Raw genomic sequence first — 15,934 nt, forward strand, 5'->3', positions numbered from 1 at the left:
TTGGATCGGACAAAGTATATTAAAGAAAGAGGTTCATGATGGCAGTAGAAACTGACCATCATGAACCTCTTTTTATGCATTTCGGCGTGCTAAATCTCCAATACAGCCTTCAGCTTGGTACAGTCTTCCAGCAACTCGGGCAGCTGCCCCAAAAATAGAAGAAGGGCTTTCACGTGAGCTATTTCCACGTTTTCTTCCGAGATCTCACGCTGTAATCTGCTTAGGATTTGCACATATTCATTCCGGGTAGCTTCATTTAATTTAGTTTGTTTCAGAACCGTATCTATACGTTGCAGTGCATAGGAGATTTGTTTTCCTTTGGTCCAGATTTGATCAGAATCTTCATAGAATACGGAATCGCGGCCCCACATGATTTGATGTTGAACATCAGGGCTCAACATTCCTTGTGCCAGTATATCCGTAATGCTGACAATAAATTCAGCCAGTGTTTGATGCTCCGTTGAGGACAGTTCTGAATCGCTCATTCGGAAGGAATTAATAATGATACTTTTGATGACAAAATTGATATCGTGCGCATAGTCACGTATAGATTGTCCATAAGCATCAATTAAGAAATCAACCATCACGTTAGACAAATAATGTTCAACACGATCAATGGCTTGTGCGATTTTTTCTTCCTTAGAACCGATTAAAGGGACGGAGTATACCAGCAAATGAACTTTATTCTTATAAATCCGGCCCAGCGCAATCAAATACAGTTGTCTCAACTTTTCACGGGAAGGTAGCTGGTGCTTCAAATAAAGTTCTTTAATATCTGCATCAAGAAGTTTTTCAATCAGGACGATTGTCCCCAGCAGCAACTCTTCTTTACTTTGAAAGTATTTATAAAAGGAAGCCTTGACCATCCCGCTTTTGCGGGCAATTTCATCCACCGAGGTGGCATCGTACCCTTTTTCAGAAAACAGGGAAAGGGCGGCATAGATAATATCTTCACTCGTTATTTTTTTCATTGTACCCCCAATTTTTTGCTCTGACTTTTTAATTTCCAGCGGGCAATAACCATATACAGGGACGGAACCACAAACATCGTAAGAATGGTCGAGTACATCAATCCAAACATAATGGTATACGCCAGCGGTCTAAACATAAGCTCTCCAATAAGCGCAATCGGAATCAGACCGACAATGGCTGTCAGTGAAGTAAGCAATATGGGACGGAAACGCGCTTTGGTCGCTGCAATAACCGCCTCCTTCAGTTCGATCCCTTCACGTCTTGCATCCTCAATAAACTCAATCAGCACAATGCCGTTACGTACGACAATACCTGCCAAGGTCATTAAGCCCAACACGCCCATAAAACTAACCGGCGTATTTAGAATGAACAAGCCAAGAAATCCGCCTGCTGCTGCCATATACACGGTAGTCAATATGATGAGTGGAGTCGAGAAAGAATAAAATTGCAAAAAGATCAGCATGAAGATTAATAGTATGACGACAACATATAACCATCCTATTTCTGATAAAATGTCATCTTGTCCTGAAATCTCGCCGCCAATTTCCCAAGTGTAGCCTGGAGGAAATTTAATGTCCTGCAATTTAAGCTTGACGTCCTTCATGACTTCGGAAGCTGTACGCCCGTGAACTTCAGCTTCAACAGTAATCGAACGCTTTAAATTATAATGGTTAATTTTTTGTGTTGCAAAGGATGGCTTCAACTCAGCCAATTGAGATAAAGGGATTTGAACACCATTGGCATTGGTCACATTCAATTGCTGAAACAAAATTTCAGGATTTTGATCGGTTTGGCTTAGCTTCAGCTTAATATTTATCAAATCTTTCCCCGTATCAAATCGGCTAAAGCTCACGCCATTACCCATTAACAAGAGTGTACGTGTCAGATCATTATTGCTTACCTGATATTGATCCATCGCTTGTTTGTTGATTTGGAAATCCAACGTATAGCCTTCATTTTCCATATTGTCTTGTATGTCCTGTGTTCCTCTGGTAGCCATAATGCCTTCTTTTAACTGCTGTGACAACGAACGCAACTGATCTACATCATTGCCTAAAATCCGAATGGAGATCGGCTTACCGAGAGGCACCCCCACTTTGGCTATTTTCAAGGAAATGGATTGACCCGGATAACGATCCTTTAAGATGGAGGGCCATTTGTCTGCCATTTCATCGGGATCAAATGCACCTTCTTCCCCAATAATAGCAATTTGACCCACGGTTGTGCCTGTTTTGGCGTCAGCGGTCATATCTTGAAACAACCGGGGAGCATCGCCGCCAGCCGCATAACTGATCGTTTCCACATGAGGTTGCTGCTTCACCCATTTGGCAATATCCACGGTGACCCGCTTGGTTTCTTCTATAGAAGTACCTGTAGGCATACGCACATTAATGCTTAATTCCGGATCGTTGGTTCTGGGGAACAGGTCGATCGGAATCAGAGCAAGTATGCCGTACAGCGTGGTACTGATCAATAATCCTAATGCAGCATATAATCCAGGTTGCTTAATGACTCTCGGAATCAGCTTGCTGGTATATACGTTACGAAGAGCATCAATTTGTTTTCCCAGCAGTCCCGACGGCTTCATGGTGGAGTTGGGCGTTTTTTGATTTCGTTGTCCATACCATTCTCTAAAGATTGGGATGACGGTAAAGGACATGAACATGGAAGCCAATAACGTAAAGATAACAGCAAACGGTAATGGTTTGATAAGGGAGCCTGCATCGCCTGATAAAAAGAACAGCGGGGCAAAGGAGGCTACAGTTGCCAGGGTTGCGGTCAAAATGGAAATGGAAACTTCTTTCGTTCCATTTAATGCTGCTATCTTGGGACTCTCGCCCAAGGTCATCATTCTGCGTTCAATATTATCATTAACCACCACAGCATCATCGACTAGAATCCCCATTACAATAATTAAGCCAATGACCGTAACCTGATTCAATGTTATTCCGAGCATAGGGAGAATAATGAGACCTATGGCGATTGAAATAGGAATAGCCAGTGCCACAAAAGAGGATGTAATCAGATTCAAGCCCAATGTACATACGATCACAACCGCCGCAATGGCAAACAGCAATTCACGGGTCAAGCCATGAAAAATATGATCAATCCGCTCGGTCTGTGAAAATAACGTATTCAGTTGAAACGTATTAGGCAGATTTGGTTTTAACAACTGCATTTCTTTATTTACTTTGCTATAAATCGTGTCTACGTCAGAGCCGGTATTACCGTTAATCGTCAGTGTAATAGCTGGTTTACCGTTAAAAAAGGCCATATAGCTGCTGGTGTTATGTGTAAGCAATACGGTGCCCACATCACTGAGATACACAGGAGCGCCGCTGTCTGTTCTGGAAATAATGACTTTACTCAAATCCTGAGCATCCTTGGACTGCTTTACATTCAAGCGATAGGTACGTTCATTGTAATCCAGATTGCCTATCGGATATTGATCATTTTCCTTCTGCACTGCACTCATGAGCTGTTCCCAACTGATATGGTACTGCTGGAGCTTTTGAGCATCAATTTGAATCTGAACCTCTTGATCCGGTAATCCCTTGATTGTTACTTCCGATACACCGGGAATGGTTTTTAATTGATCCTTCCATGATATCACCATATCATTTAGTTGATACAATTGCTCCACAGAGTCCCCCGTGATGGCGTAGGAATGGATAAATACTTTATTCAAATCATCGTTAACGACAGGCTTTTGAGCATCTGTGGGCAGAAAAAATTGGGCATCGTTCATTTTTTTGCGTAATGTATCCCAGGCTTCTGTGGCATTGGCGTTGCCTTCTGTCTCAATGATAATCGTCGAAAGTCCATTTTCGGATGTAGAAGAAATCTTTTTAATATGATTGATTTCTTTCATTTTTTGTTCCAGAGGCTTTGTGACCGTTTGTTCTACCTTTTGGGGTGTAGCTCCAGGGTAGAGGGTCGTGACCACAGCGGTTTTCTTGATAATATCCGGCGTTTCCTGCCGGGGAAGCTGAGAGACACTATACAGCCCGGCAACAATCGACATGATAAAAATAAAGAGGGTCAGTTTTTTCTTTTTGATAAAATATGCAATCATTTGCTCGTTCCCCCCATGATCTGAACGAGCAGCCCATCGTAGATCAGGTTTACTCCGGTGGTAACGATACGATCCCCGACATTCAGCCCCTTGGTAATTTCGAGCTTATTGTTGGACATCTGACCGACATTCACGACCGTCTTGACCGCTTTGTTGTTCACCACTTTATAGACAAAAGTATCTGTACCGTTATTAATGACAGCCTTGGCTGGGAGCAAAATTTGCTCACTTTGGGTCAATTGGCGGCCTGCCTTTACGACTTGTCCCGGGGCCCAATCATGCTGGGTGTTAGGAACAATCACTTCCACGTTGATACTGCCCGTATTGGTGTTGGTGGCCGGATAAATTTTGCTGACCGTTCCTTCTCTGTTCTCATCGTACAGTTGAAGCTGGACGGTCTGACCTTGCTTCCAGTTCGTGATTTCATGATCGGGAACAGGGAGCAGCACCTTGAGCTTGTCGATTTGTCCGATACGATATACCGGCTGTCCAGCGCTCGCCAATTGTCCCACCGTTGCTTTTTTCTCCAGAATAACGCCGGAAATGGGGGCTTTTAAAGCTGTCTTGGAGAGGGAAAGTTCGGCTTGCTTTTTGGCAATGACCGCTTGCTGATATGCTGCAGTAGCGTTATCTTTAGTGGCTACTGCCTGTTCCTTCGCGGCGATGGCAGACTCTTTCCCGGCTTGGGCTTGGTGCAAGCTGGATGCTGCCGATTGCCGATCTTCTATTGTCGCTCCCTCCTGTATTAAGGAGAGGGCATCTTGTGCATCCTCCAGGTCCCTGGAGGCGTTGGTTAAAGCAAGCTGTGCATTTTCATAATCGTTTTTGGTTGCAGCTCCCTGATCATATAAAAGCTTGGTGCGTTCAGCGGTAGCCTGTGCTTTAGTCAAAGCGGACTGTGCTCTTTGCACTTTGGTACGGACCTGTGCCCTTTCCTGCTCACGGGCACCCTTGTTCACTTTGTTAACTCCAGCTTGAGCTGCTGCCTTTTGCGCGTCGGCGGATTGAATGGAGGCATCTGCACTTGAAATGGCAGCTGTAGCATTTTTGATACCTGCCTGTGCTTCAAGGATAGCTGTACTAGCCTGCTCCAGTTGTAGCTGGTAGCTGGATGAATCAAGCATCGTCAAGATCTGCCCCTGGGATACGGAGTCTCCCACATTGACAACTGTGTCGCGAATCAGTCCGGATAACTCAAAAGATACGGAGGTATCCTCATAGGGCTGTAGCGTGCTTGAAAGGTCAAAAGAAGCAGACAGCGGTTCTTTTTTAACAACCATCGCTTCTACCTTTTGATTTTGTTGTTCTGCTGCTTCTTGATCACTCGATCCTGTAGATGAGCAAGCTGAGGTGAACAGAAGAATGAATATAGCAGATATGTAGAGACTGGGTTTTAACAAGATGATCATCCTTTCTGTCTTTTTTGTACTTTAAAGTTTATGTATAAACTCATCAGTTCATAAACGGATTATATGACCTGATTTGTGGCATGTCAACAACTGATTACAAAAAAATGCCTCAAATTCAGGATGCGAAAGGGAGCCGATTCAGGTCCGTGGAAGTACATGGTAGACAAACGTAAAAACGACCTTTCTCAAAAGAAGAGAAAGGTCGTTAAGAAAATAAATATAGCTGTTTAGCCGATTAATTTACGGAATAAGCTACGTACAGCCCACTTGCGCTCACTTCGTTTACGGTATTTGGGCAGAGAGCGATAGACGGCAATGGACTGGTTAAAGGCTACAATGGCCTCATCCTTGCGTCCCAGCATACGGTACATCAAGCCTGTCAGATAATAGCCCTCACTGGAAGAAGACTGAATCTCCTGAAACTGCTGCAGATAATGAAGCGACTTATTGACGTCACGTTCCTTGAAAGCAGCGGCTAAATGCAAATAAGGCTCACCGTATTGCACCCGCGGGTTAATATCCAGTGCTTTCAATAAATGCTGTTCTCCAACCTCCAGATGGTTTGTGTGTACTTCAGCCGTTCCCCGTGCGTTCCAATAGTCTGCTGATTCTTCATAACGGGATTCAATTTCCAATAACAGCTCCAAAGCCTGCGGATATTTCTTGCTTTCGATCCAGATACGTGCCAAATCGAACTTGGCAGCCACATCGTTGGCGTTTAGCGTAATCTGTTGGCGCAATCGAGCGGCATTGCGTCTTCTTTTCCATGGTTTGCTGATGCTGGGCAATACACCCACAAAGCTGCGATCTAATATATAGATCACGATTAGGAGTACGAGCATTGCCAAAAACGGGTTGCCGAGCAAACTCCATAGTAGAGAGAAAATTAAAAATTTCCCAATCATTCTGCTCCAATCCTCCTGTGCATGTAACAATCCATACTTTCCACATTATAGCATAGGGTCACTTTAAGGGTCATTAGCATGATGAGATTTGGAAGGATGGTAGAGGGGGCGAGAAGAGAAATACTTATTTGTGATGCTCGATGTATAGTTTTACGAGAAAAGGAACCTTTTTTTATTTCCGCCAAAAGGTTGAACAGTCTGCCTTATCCAAAATATTAAACTCGATCATTTTCTCAAGTAATGAGAAATCAACTGGACTATCCCACTGGATACGTACCAACTGCTTGGTGTGATCATAGCCAGCCTGCACAATTAACTCAGAAAAATGATTAATCCCTGCCTTTTCAGGGGCAACGGCCAAATGATGTTTGGCTACGCTAAAGCCAATAATAAATGTGCCGTGATCCGTAAACATAGGTTGATTCCACGCAATTTTTGCCATTAAATTTGGAAACTTCTTGGTTACCCAAGCCAAAACCTCTTGCGTTCGGGCCCGATGTTGGGGGTTATCAATATGCTCTAAATATTCTGCAAAAGCTTCCATGTTGTTCCCTCCTTAATTAAAAATTATATCGTTCAGAAAAGTTCCTCAAACCTATTTGTCATTAAATGGTTTAACTATCATTTTATCGCAGCAACATGTTTCTCAAGGAGTAATTGTCTGTTGAATAATCAAAAATATATTTAGATATAAAAAACACCTTTTATGTCCTGTTATATTCCTCAGCAAGAATAGAGTACAAACATGAATCATGAAACTCGCCTTTGTAGTACCAGTGTTCACGCATCAAACCTTCACGTTGCATTCCGATCTGTTGCATAACCTTCTCAGAAGCCTTGTTTTCTGGACGACATGTTGCATAAATACGGTGGACAGCAAGTGTGCTAAATCCAAAGTCTAGTAACGCTCGTGCTGCCTCTGCTGCATAACCCTTCCCTTGATAATCTGGATTCAAAACGTAACCCAATTCTGCACTAGTATCTTTGACATGAATACCCATACCGCCGATCAGGATTCCATTATTTTTCAGACAAACGGCTAGTTCGTAGTCTTGTCGTGGCTGTTCCTGCTGCGAAGCTAAAACTTGTTCTATATATGCCTTTGTATCTTCTTCTGTATTCGGTCCCCAGGCTGTATATCTAGTAACTTCAGGCAATGACGTGTACGTATGTATACTTTCCCAATCAGATCTGAAAATATCACGAATGATGAGCCGGTTTGTCTCAAATTGCATAATTATTTATTCCTCCTGTCTATAGTCAAAAGACTCTACCTAGTATTTCAAAACGATTAATACCTCAATCCAATTTTTTAAGCGAACGTAGTCTTTAAACGTTATGACCTCCATTTTACAATGAATCCAGACCTTTTGCCGCCTGAACGCAATCCGCAAGGGAGCGTCCGGCAAAAGGCAATTAGAAGATAATGAATGTGGACTGGAATAGCCTACTGTTACTGGCTATCTGGTTCGTCCTAAAACAGCCTGCGCGCTGTGACGAAACGTTTCTGCCATTTATCGTCAAGCGTGTCAAAATGAACGCCGCGTTCTTTGGAAAATGTATGGAGCAATTTGTTGTTCCCTGCATAGATAGCCACATGGCCGATCTCTATCCCGCGTGCGCTGAAGAACAGCAGGTCGCCTTTGCGCAGCTCGTTCAGCCCGACCTCCCGCCCTTCTTTAGCCTGATCGTAAGAGACACGGGGGAGGTCGATAGAGAGCGTATGCTGGAACACTTCCCCCACAAAAGAAGAACAATCAAAGGTCGATGTCTGTCCGGTTGCTGCGCCGAATTCATAAGGGATACCGAGAAATTTCTCTCCGTAGGCGATGAGTTCATCTCCCTGCCGTTCCGCCAGGGATGGGCTGGAATAGTCGCTGTATTTTGGTTTTGCCGATATGTATCCGGTCAGGTTGTCTTTAGTGCGCACTTCCAGCCAGAGAGCATTGACCTCGCGGATGACGTGAACCTTTTCGCTGGCTGGAATAAGCCGCAGGGAAGGGGAAGCTCCCGATGAATCCGGTTCGCTGCGCAGGTTGACCCTGGAAAGAACTGTTGTGAAAAAATCGTCCCTGGAGGCAATCCGGATTGTCCGGGTAAGGGCATCCCACTTCACTGTGCTCCCAAGTGCTTCGCTCACAAAACGCAGTGGAATCATCGTGTTGCCCTCAACGATCTGTCCCGGAACATTCAGGGACAGCGTTTTGCCGTTTAGGGTAGCAACGAGTTCCCCGATGTGGTAGGTCAGCACCGTGTCGGTTTTGGTTGCTGTTACGGTTTTGCTGAATCCGTTCCAGGAAAGCACAGCTCCTTGCGCCTCAAACAACTGACGCATGGGGACGAGCGTTGTCCCGTCTAGCAGCAGCGGCTCGGCGGCAAGCTGAAGCGGGTGGTCATCCACATAAACGGTCGTCACCGGAGTCAGCGGTACCGACTTCGCATAAGACGGGTTTGCTTGGAGCAGCGATACTGCCAGCAGAGCCAGCAATACTCCCTTGTTGATTGTCATGCTGTCATCACCTCGTTATTAATGTGTTCATCTAAGTTGTACGAGGCTTCCTCCGATTAGTTGTGTACCAAATATTGGATTCGTTTAAAAAAACAAAACAAACAAAAATAAAACCAATAAATATCTGTGTTTCATTATTGACATCAAAATAAAATAAAGATAAAATTATAAATGTGAAATATTTCACTTTAGAGAATAATTCTATATTTAGCGAGGCAACAAGAAGTGAATTCTTTAGGAGGCCGATTTTATATGAGTGCACATGTATTTTTTGTACCATCTATCAATCTTATGGGAACAGGCTGTTTGCATGAAGTTGGGCCGTATATAAAAGAACTGAATTTAAACAAAGCTCTAGTCGTTACGGATAAATTTTTGATGAAGAGTGGCATTGCAGGCAAGGTTACATCTTTGCTGGATGATATTGGATTGAACTATGCGGTATACGATGAAGTAAAACCAAATCCGACCTGTAAAAATGTACATGATGGTGTTCAGTTTCTGCAAGAAAACGGATGTGACTTTTTAATTTCGATTGGCGGAGGATCACCACAGGATACGGCTAAGGGAATCGGCATTATTGCTACCAACGGGGGACATATAACCGAGTATGAGGGCGTTCATAAATCCAAGCATAAATCGCTTCCTATTGTAGCTATTAATACCACAGCAGGAACATCGGCTGAAATCACGATCAATTATGTCATTACGGACGAAGAGCGCAAGGTCAAGATGGTTATGGTTGATAAGAATAGTGTAGCTACGATTTCGGTCAACGACCCTGAGCTGATGGTAGACAAACCCGCCGCGTTAACGGCAGCTACAGGACTAGATGCTTTGACCCATGCTATTGAAGCTTTGGTTACGCCAGGTTCCTATCCTGTAACGAATGCGACTGCGTTGGCAGCAGTAGAGATTATTTTTAATCATTTGGCTCGTACAGTGAGCAACGGTCATGATATAGAAGCACGTGAGCAAATGGTATACGCTATTTTCTTGGGAGGACTTGCATTTAATAATGCCGGATTGGGTTACGTTCATGCGATGGCGCATCAGCTTGGCGGCGTATACGATTTGCCTCATGGTGTTTGTAATGCCATGCTGCTGCCGATTGTGGAGGAGGAGAATGCCAAGCATGTACCAGAGAAGTTTCGTGCCATCGCTAAGGTCATCGGTTTTGAAGATAAGGGGAAAACGGATAAGGAATGCGCAGACTATGTAATCCAAAGAATCAAAGACCTGTCGAAGGAAGTAGGGATTCCTTCCAAACTTTCTGAACTGGGTGTAAATGAAGTGGATTTGGATCTGCTTGCCGAGAACTCAATGAAGGATGCTTGCGCTCCGGGCAATCCGTTCATACCTAGCAAAGAACAAGTTATCGAGATGTTTAAGAAAATTCTTTAAATAAAAGATGCAATTATTTTACTAAATACTATAAGGGCTGTCCCAGGAACTGATCGAAGTATACTGGGAACGGCCCTTTTTATTCGCATTTTCTGCTAAGAGATTTGTGAGACTAGAGATAAGACAACCCCATTGAAGATTAAAGGCACAGCTCTCTCGGCTAAATCTGTAGGAGACTCTTTTTTTCCTTCCACATTCCAGCGAAAGGTTACACCATAAATGGACCAGCTTAAAATGGTCGCGGCAAGTTCTAACGTTCTTTGGTCTGTATTATTGGCTTCTCTTGTTATGAGTTGAAGTATGAATTGCTCTAATTGATTCTTAATATGTTCTTCCAGGATCGGTGCCACTGAATTATATTTATGAACGCATTGGTTACTTGAGTCGTGATAGTCACATAACGAAAGAATAAGTTTCTGAATGATCTCCTCCGACAAACGTGCCTCAGCATCAATCCTCTTGATAACATACTCCAAAAATGCGTCTGACAAAAGGGTTTCAAGCAGTGCATATTTATCTTGAAAATGTGCATAGAACGTGGCACGGTTAATGGTGGCTTTTTGGGTAATGTCATTGATCGTAATCGTGTAGAAGTCTTTCTTATTTAATTGGTCAACGAATGCGTCGAGAATTAATCTACGTGTTCGAATGACGCGCGGATCGTTTGGGTTGGGTGAGGTTACACCAGGCATCCTCAAGACACTCCTTTCAGGTAAATTAAATGATTCCCCCATTATAAACATGTGTTGTTTTGTCAACAAGTGAGTTTAGATATACAACAATTTTATAACCCTTTTGGTTAAGCAACAGAATGAACATTTTGTCGGTTGAATGATAAATTAAACATTGCTAACATTTCACTTGCACCCCGTTTGATGGTGCACGAGCTTTTTATATATCGCTAAAAACGATAAAAGAAAATGGGGAGGTACAATCCTTGAGTAATCAACCGCAAAATGTCCATTCAACAGAAGCTTTATTTCAACCTTATACCATTCATAATCTGACCCTACAGACTCGTATTGTAATGCCGGCAATGGGCCGCGCTTTTTCACCAAATGGTGTGCCAGGACCGGATGTAGCCGCTTATTATCGCCGTCGCGCAGAGAATGGTGTAGGTCTTATTATTACTGAAGGTGCAGTAATTGACCATCCTGCTGGAACAAGTGAGCCGAGGATACCTAATTTTTATGGAGAAGCGGCTTTAAACGGTTGGGCTGAAGTGGTCAGACAGGTTCATGAAGCCGGTAGTAAAATTTTTCCACAGCTTTGGCATATGGGGATGGCTCGCCCTTTGGGATCTCAGCCGAACCCAGAAGCGCTGTCGATTGGTCCATCAGGGCTGGATCTGGAAGGAAAAAAAGTGACCGAGCCGATGACAGAAGAAGAAATCGTCAAGGTCATTGGGGCCTATGTCGATGCAGCTGCGAATGCAAAACGATTGGGCTTTGACGGCGTTGAAATTCACGGAGCGCACGGCTATCTGGTTGATCAATTCTTTTGGGAGAGAACGAACCAACGTACGGATCGCTATGGTGGCGATATCATAAAACGTGCACAATTCGCCATTGAGCTTGTGGAAGCTATTCGTGCTGAGGTTGGCCCTGACTACCCTATTGCCATGCGCCTATCCCAATGGAAAATGAATGATTATAACGCAAAACCGTTCGATACACCGGATAAACTGGGGCAATTCCTGAATGTGTTAGTACAAGCGGGCGTGGACATCTTCCATTGCTCGACACGGCGCTTTTGGGTACCTGAATTTGAAGGCTCCGATTTGAGCTTTGCCGGATGGATGAAGAAGCTGACTGGAAAAACCACGATTACGGTTGGCTCTGTAGGTCTGGATGAGGATTTTGTAAGTTATACGGAAGGGAAAGGGGCAGGACACCAAGATATTAATGAACTTCTGGAACGGCTGGACAACAATGAATTTGATCTGGTAGCTGTTGGGCGTGCGCTTCTGGGTGATCCTGCATGGGCTACAAAAATACGTGAAGGCCGAATTCATGATCTTCAAACCTTTACACCTGAGGTACTTCAAACGCTCAACTAAAACATCTCATACTTCGAATACCTCTTTAAATAAACAGTGTAAGCCAAAATACTCAAAGTCAGGTAAGGAACTTCGGGTATTTTGGCTTTTTAATGCGTCTGCGACAGTAGTCACCATGAACCATTTTAGATTAAGTCATATTTGCTTTAAAGTTTTCTTTTCTTGGGTACTCAAGTATTGAATTTTCTTTAAAAGCTGCTCCATTTAACAAGCTCCTATCTATTTTAGATCCCATTATAACAAACTTATTCTTAATTCTTTGAAGCATTTCATACGTTAAAACCAAATCAGACTGACATAAATACTTGATATATATAGATGTCTATGTAATAATGCTTGTATGTTAAAAAATAATGCAGCTGCACTGATAGGAACCATTAGAGACTCGATCAATAAATTGATTGTGTCTGAGCTCGAATCGAATGGAATCGAAGGAATTGTTCCTACTCATGGTGGAATTCTAATGTTCCTTTATCAAAAGGACGGGCTTTCCATTAAGGAATTGACGCAAAAAATTTCTCGTCAGCAACCCACTGTTACTGTTTTGATCGACAAGCTAGTGAAGTTGGGATATGTCGAAAGAAAAAAAGAAAGGGAGGATAGCAGAGTTACCCTGATATATTTGACCGATAAGGGAAGAAAGCTGGAGCCTGTGTTTGCGGCGATCTCCAATAGATTACAAGAAACCATCTATGGTGGTCTGAAAGACGAGGAAAAAGAACAACTGGAATATCTGTTAGAGCATGTAAAAAACAGATTATAATTTTTTTTGAATAAATGCATAGATATCTATATTAATATCAAAATAACAATAAAACTTCTGGAGGTTATTTAAATGAAACATCTTATCATCTATGCTCACTCTAACGCTGAAAGCTTTAATCACGCGATACTGGAAACCGTTGTAACTACCTTGAAAGAAAAAGGTGACGAAGTCGTTGTACGTGATCTATATGCCCTTGATTTTCAACCTGTATTAAAACCTGAGGATACTGCCGCTATGAGAGCAGGGCAAACTCCGGCTGATATCAAAGTGGAGCAGGAATACATCTCACAATCGGATACAATTACTTTTATTTCTCCCATCTGGTGGACAGGTCTTCCTGCCATCCTGAAAGGTTACGTTGACCGTGTATTTGCATACGGATTTGCATATACGGCTGGTGCGGAAGGGATTAATAAGCTGCTTACAGGTAAAAAAGGTTTTATTGTGAATACACATGGTACTCCCAACGCGATCTACGATGAAATCGGTATGACCGCAGGATTGAAGATCACATCAGATACGGGAATTTTTGATTTCGTTGGAATTGAATCCGTCGGTCACTTGCTGCTTGGAAGTATTGGTTACCTTGATGAAGATGGCTATAAAGGACTGCTAAAGCAAGTCCAAGACACGGTTAAAACGGTGCTGTAAAGTCAGTTTATGTTCTCTTAGAAACGTAAGACATTCTTTAAATGATGAGGTCAACCCGTATTTAGTGGTTGGCCTTTTCTTATAGTGCTTATATATCTCCAACATCCCGGTTCATAGATCTTTTGAATTTGTAATAGCATCTTGGGGCAGATATAACTGGACATTCAAGGGTGTGTTGAAGCATGACTCTATGATCTTTCGACGGTTTTGGAATGTCCCTCTACGATTAAGTACATGTAAACGTCAATAGGGTCCTCACGTTCAATTTTAAAACCAAACCGTTCATAAAGACGTCTGGCTGAGCTTCCTTGCAGAACATTTAAGGTTACATGTTTTCCTTTTACATGATTTTGTTCTAGCAGATTTTTTAATATTTGACTGCCGACTCCTTTACCTTGGTAACTGGGATGAATATAAAAATGCTCCAATAAATAACCGTCTAATCTCGGTTTAAAAGCTATGCAGCCCACAAAAGAAGAGTCTTCCTCAATGATCCAGGTATGGACAGAATCGAATGCATCACGAAAGCGTTGACGAACTTTCTCTTCATCAAACCTTCCTAATCTTGTTAAATCGTTCCGCAGTACAATCGCCCGTAAATTAGCAATGCTTTCAATATCCGAATTGTGGGATTGGCGAAGAGTAAACCTTTTCATCTTATGTAACAACTCCTTTACCGTAAACTGGAAAGAGGTGATCAAGCGTATTTTTTCTTATTCGACGCGGAGCTCATTAACCCTTGTATTAAAATTCACAAATATTTCATTGTTATTATCGTGGGCAATTCATTATAGTACATAGTATTAATAGTTAACTGTATGTATTATGTGTTTTGCGGAGGTTCACTATGAAAGATTATGAACTAAGAGACGAATTGAGAGAATCCGTTAACCGGATTTATGACATGGAATTATTCAGTAGCCTGACGGAGCTTGTTCAGGGGGAAAACCATGTGCTTCAATATTTAGTTCAGCATCGGGATGATGAAATTAATCCTTCCTTACTCAGCGATCATCTGCATGTATCCAGATCAAGAATTACGGCAGCGCTTACGGGATTAAGGAAAAAAGGCTATGTGACTATGGAAATGTCTGAGCATGACAGACGACGAATGTGTGTAAGGCTCACAGTAGATGGTGAATCCTTGATCAAACAGAAGCAACAGAGAATTGAAGGTTATTTTGAAGCGCTTGTAGTAGGTTTGGGTGAGAAGAATGTGAAGGAATTTATACGGTTAATTGAGCTTTCTTTGAGTATTATGAATGCGGGTTCTATTGAAAAATAACATAATGTGAGGGTGTACCGGGTGAGATATAAAATAATAGCAGACAGCTGCTGTGATTTAACGAGAGAGCTTAGAGAAGAGATGCAAGTTACTACAATTCCGTTAAATATGACGCTGGGAGATAAATGCTTCGTAGATGATGACACATTGGACTTGCCTCAGTTTATGGAAGAAATGAAAGCCTGTACAACCAAAATTGGATCCGCATCACCGTCACCTATGCTGTATAAGGAAGCCTTTCAAGGTACGCATACTTCTTTTGCCATTACATTATCCAGCAACCTGTCCAGTTCTTATTCCAGTGCATTGGTAGGAAAAGATATGGCGGAAGAAGAGGGGGCGGATGTTCATGTATTTGATTCGAAAAGCGCTTCGGCTGGACAGCTCTTGTTAGCTCTAAAACTACGCAAGCTAATCGACGAGGGCTATCATAAAAGCGAAATTATTTCTTCCTTGGAGAGCTTTATCAGCAAGATGAAAACGTACTTTGTTTTAGAAAATCTGGATAATTTGGTTAAGAACGGACGGATGAATAAAATCACAGGAAAAATACTTTCACTCTTGCATATCAGGCCTATTTTAGGCTCGGATGGTGACGGGAATATCGCATTTTTTACTCAAGCACGCGGTCAGAATCAAATTATCGAAAAGCTGGCAGATACTATTGAAAAAAGTGGCCGGGCTACCGAAGGAGAAAGCATCGTCATTACTCACTGCAATAATCCTGGGCTGGCGGAAAAATTAATGAATGCGCTGAAGAAACGCTATCAATTTAAAGATATTCATATTGTGTCCACCAGAGGGATTAGTTCAATGTATGCCAATGACAAAGGGATCATTATGGCCTTTTAAAAATATTCAGGGTTTATCCTCGCTGTATGGATAAACCCTTTTTAAT

15 protein-coding genes are annotated in these 15,934 nt (G+C 42.6%); 6 read left to right on the top strand and 9 right to left on the bottom strand.

Annotated elements, in window-relative coordinates; genetic code table 11:
- Positions 1–89: 89 nt before the first annotated feature.
- From MKY24_RS09625 to MKY24_RS09655, 7 genes are all read right to left on the bottom strand, one after another.
- Entirely contained in the window at positions 90–971 is an 882-nt protein-coding gene (locus MKY24_RS09625) for a TetR/AcrR family transcriptional regulator (protein ID WP_028542754.1), read from the bottom strand.
- Positions 968–4,048, bottom strand: a complete 3,081-nt coding sequence (locus MKY24_RS09630) for an efflux RND transporter permease subunit (protein WP_053325214.1) — start codon at positions 4,046–4,048, stop codon at positions 968–970. The genes MKY24_RS09625 and MKY24_RS09630 overlap by 4 nt, the downstream gene beginning before the upstream one ends.
- Positions 4,045–5,448: an efflux RND transporter periplasmic adaptor subunit gene (locus tag MKY24_RS09635; protein WP_231517258.1), complete on the bottom strand. Its 1,404-nt coding sequence runs from the start codon at positions 5,446–5,448 to the stop codon at positions 4,045–4,047. The genes MKY24_RS09630 and MKY24_RS09635 overlap by 4 nt, the downstream gene beginning before the upstream one ends.
- A gap of 236 nt (positions 5,449–5,684) precedes the next feature.
- On the bottom strand, positions 5,685–6,362 hold the full coding sequence (locus tag MKY24_RS09640; protein WP_053325215.1) for a tetratricopeptide repeat protein: 678 nt from the start codon (positions 6,360–6,362) through the stop codon (positions 5,685–5,687).
- Between the two features lie 172 nt (positions 6,363–6,534).
- Positions 6,535–6,906, bottom strand: a complete 372-nt coding sequence (locus tag MKY24_RS09645) for an iron chaperone (RefSeq protein WP_075154066.1) — start codon at positions 6,904–6,906, stop codon at positions 6,535–6,537.
- Positions 6,907–7,066: 160 nt separating this feature from the next.
- Positions 7,067–7,597, bottom strand: coding sequence for a GNAT family protein (locus MKY24_RS09650; protein WP_076156913.1), 531 nt, complete (start codon positions 7,595–7,597; stop codon positions 7,067–7,069).
- 239 nt (positions 7,598–7,836) lie between these two features.
- Positions 7,837–8,871 carry a stalk domain-containing protein gene (locus tag MKY24_RS09655; RefSeq protein WP_339201868.1) on the bottom strand — a complete coding sequence of 345 codons (1,035 nt, stop codon included), beginning with the start codon at positions 8,869–8,871 and terminating at the stop codon, positions 7,837–7,839.
- Positions 8,872–9,123: 252 nt separating this feature from the next.
- Here MKY24_RS09655 and MKY24_RS09660 point away from each other — a divergent pair, with 252 nt between their 5' ends.
- Positions 9,124–10,275, top strand: a complete 1,152-nt coding sequence (locus MKY24_RS09660) for an iron-containing alcohol dehydrogenase (protein WP_023988139.1) — start codon at positions 9,124–9,126, stop codon at positions 10,273–10,275.
- 95 nt (positions 10,276–10,370) lie between these two features.
- On the opposite strand, the gene MKY24_RS09665 is transcribed toward MKY24_RS09660, so the two are convergent.
- The gene (locus MKY24_RS09665; protein WP_023988140.1) at positions 10,371–10,967 is read right to left on the bottom strand and encodes a TetR/AcrR family transcriptional regulator C-terminal domain-containing protein; all 597 of its coding nucleotides are present in this window, start codon (positions 10,965–10,967) and stop codon (positions 10,371–10,373) included.
- 245 nt (positions 10,968–11,212) lie between these two features.
- On the opposite strand from MKY24_RS09665, the gene MKY24_RS09670 reads away from it, so the two are divergent.
- From MKY24_RS09670 to MKY24_RS09680, 3 genes are all read left to right on the top strand, one after another.
- Positions 11,213–12,334, top strand: coding sequence for an NADH:flavin oxidoreductase (locus tag MKY24_RS09670; protein WP_339201869.1), 1,122 nt, complete (start codon positions 11,213–11,215; stop codon positions 12,332–12,334).
- A 340-nt stretch (positions 12,335–12,674) separates the two neighbouring features.
- On the top strand, positions 12,675–13,097 hold the full coding sequence (locus MKY24_RS09675; RefSeq protein WP_076264267.1) for a MarR family transcriptional regulator: 423 nt from the start codon (positions 12,675–12,677) through the stop codon (positions 13,095–13,097).
- 72 nt (positions 13,098–13,169) lie between these two features.
- Positions 13,170–13,751 (top strand): NAD(P)H-dependent oxidoreductase, encoded by a 582-nt coding sequence (locus tag MKY24_RS09680; protein ID WP_023988143.1) that lies wholly within the window; start codon positions 13,170–13,172, stop codon positions 13,749–13,751.
- Positions 13,752–13,939: 188 nt separating this feature from the next.
- Here the strand turns inward: MKY24_RS09680 and MKY24_RS09685 are convergent, their stop codons facing one another.
- The gene (locus MKY24_RS09685; protein WP_023988144.1) at positions 13,940–14,407 is read right to left on the bottom strand and encodes a GNAT family N-acetyltransferase; all 468 of its coding nucleotides are present in this window, start codon (positions 14,405–14,407) and stop codon (positions 13,940–13,942) included.
- 191 nt (positions 14,408–14,598) lie between these two features.
- On the opposite strand from MKY24_RS09685, the gene MKY24_RS09690 reads away from it, so the two are divergent.
- Together MKY24_RS09690 and MKY24_RS09695 are read left to right on the top strand one after the other, a co-directional pair.
- On the top strand, positions 14,599–15,036 hold the full coding sequence (locus MKY24_RS09690) for a MarR family transcriptional regulator (protein ID WP_071640431.1): 438 nt from the start codon (positions 14,599–14,601) through the stop codon (positions 15,034–15,036).
- Positions 15,037–15,057: 21 nt separating this feature from the next.
- The gene (locus MKY24_RS09695; RefSeq protein WP_023988146.1) at positions 15,058–15,888 is read left to right on the top strand and encodes a DegV family protein; all 831 of its coding nucleotides are present in this window, start codon (positions 15,058–15,060) and stop codon (positions 15,886–15,888) included.
- The last annotated feature ends 46 nt before the right edge of the window (positions 15,889–15,934 follow it).

The sequence above is a fragment of the Paenibacillus sp. FSL P2-0322 genome (assembly GCF_037975315.1).
Lineage (GTDB): Bacteria > Bacillota > Bacilli > Paenibacillales > Paenibacillaceae > Paenibacillus > Paenibacillus polymyxa_B.

What these genes read in the sequence shown, in the direction of transcription:
- MKY24_RS09625 (WP_028542754.1), bottom strand. Translation starts at nt 971, where the DNA reads ATGAAAAAAATAACGAGTGAAGATATTATCTATGCCGCCCTTTCCCTG.
- MKY24_RS09630 (WP_053325214.1), bottom strand. Translation starts at nt 4,048, where the DNA reads ATGATTGCATATTTTATCAAAAAGAAAAAACTGACCCTCTTTATTTTT.
- MKY24_RS09640 (WP_053325215.1), bottom strand. Translation starts at nt 6,362, where the DNA reads ATGATTGGGAAATTTTTAATTTTCTCTCTACTATGGAGTTTGCTCGGC.
- MKY24_RS09645 (WP_075154066.1), bottom strand. Translation starts at nt 6,906, where the DNA reads ATGGAAGCTTTTGCAGAATATTTAGAGCATATTGATAACCCCCAACAT.
- MKY24_RS09650 (WP_076156913.1), bottom strand. Translation starts at nt 7,597, where the DNA reads ATGCAATTTGAGACAAACCGGCTCATCATTCGTGATATTTTCAGATCT.
- MKY24_RS09655 (WP_339201868.1), bottom strand. Translation starts at nt 8,871, where the DNA reads ATGACAATCAACAAGGGAGTATTGCTGGCTCTGCTGGCAGTATCGCTG.
- MKY24_RS09660 (WP_023988139.1), top strand. Translation starts at nt 9,124, where the DNA reads ATGAGTGCACATGTATTTTTTGTACCATCTATCAATCTTATGGGAACA.
- MKY24_RS09665 (WP_023988140.1), bottom strand. Translation starts at nt 10,967, where the DNA reads ATGCCTGGTGTAACCTCACCCAACCCAAACGATCCGCGCGTCATTCGA.
- MKY24_RS09675 (WP_076264267.1), top strand. Translation starts at nt 12,675, where the DNA reads ATGTTAAAAAATAATGCAGCTGCACTGATAGGAACCATTAGAGACTCG.
- MKY24_RS09680 (WP_023988143.1), top strand. Translation starts at nt 13,170, where the DNA reads ATGAAACATCTTATCATCTATGCTCACTCTAACGCTGAAAGCTTTAAT.
- MKY24_RS09685 (WP_023988144.1), bottom strand. Translation starts at nt 14,407, where the DNA reads ATGAAAAGGTTTACTCTTCGCCAATCCCACAATTCGGATATTGAAAGC.
- MKY24_RS09690 (WP_071640431.1), top strand. Translation starts at nt 14,599, where the DNA reads ATGAAAGATTATGAACTAAGAGACGAATTGAGAGAATCCGTTAACCGG.